The 859-nt window shown below is 67.3% G+C and carries 1 protein-coding gene; it reads right to left on the minus strand.

All coding sequences use genetic code 11. The features are described from left to right. Positions 1–25: 25 nt before the first annotated feature. Complete coding sequence (locus tag VI08_RS19895; protein ID WP_045831384.1) at positions 26–784, minus strand: NAD kinase; 759 nt, start codon at positions 782–784, stop codon at positions 26–28. Between the last annotated feature and the right edge of the window lie 75 nt (positions 785–859).

The raw sequence follows: 859 nt of genomic DNA on the forward strand, positions 1-859 counted from the left end.
CGCGCAAGCGCGCTCCCACAACACGTCAGGGGGCGAACTGCTCGTCGAGGATGCGCTGCTGCAGGTTGTGTTCCGGGTCGAACAACAGGCGCACGGCATGGCGGCGCGACTGCCGGATATCGACCGAACGCACGTCGCGCACCTCGTGGAAATCGGCGGTGGCGCTGATCGGGCGCTTGTTCGGGTCCTTGGTGTCGAAACCCACCTTGGCCGCGTGCGGCAGGATGGCGCCGCGCCACCGGCGCGGGCGGAACGGGCTGATGGGCGTGAGCGCCAGCACATTGGCGTCGAGCGGCAGGATGGGGCCGTGCGCGGAGAGGTTGTAGGCCGTGGAACCCGCGGGCGTGGCGACCAGGATGCCATCACAGACCAGCTCGTCGAGTTTCACTTCGCCGTTAAGCCGAACCTGCAGGTGCGCGGCCTGGTTGCTCTGGCGAAGCAATGCCACTTCGTTGAAGGCCAGCGCGCGGTGCTCGGCGCCGTCACAGCACACGCTGTGCATCTCCAGCGGATGCAGCACGGCCGGGTGGGCACGCTCGATGCGTTCCTCGAGCGAGTCCACGTCGTGTTTGTTCATGAGGAAGCCTAGCCGCCCCAGCTTCATGCCGTAGAACGGAATGCCCAGCGTGCGGTGCGCGTGCAGCGTGCGCAGCATGAAGCCATCGCCCCCCAGGGAGACGACGATCTCGGCATCGGCGGGTTCGACACCGCCATAACGCTTGACCAGCGCGGCGCGGGCACGCTGGGCTACTTCGGTTTCGCTGGCGACGAAGGCTAGGCGCATGGGCGGGGGCTTGGAGAACCAAAGCCGAGCTTAGCCCACGGCCCGGAAAAACTGTAGGAGCCCACCCTGTGGGCG

The organism is Luteibacter yeojuensis, from assembly GCF_000964085.1.
GTDB classification, from domain to species: Bacteria; Pseudomonadota; Gammaproteobacteria; order Xanthomonadales; family Rhodanobacteraceae; genus Luteibacter; species Luteibacter yeojuensis_A.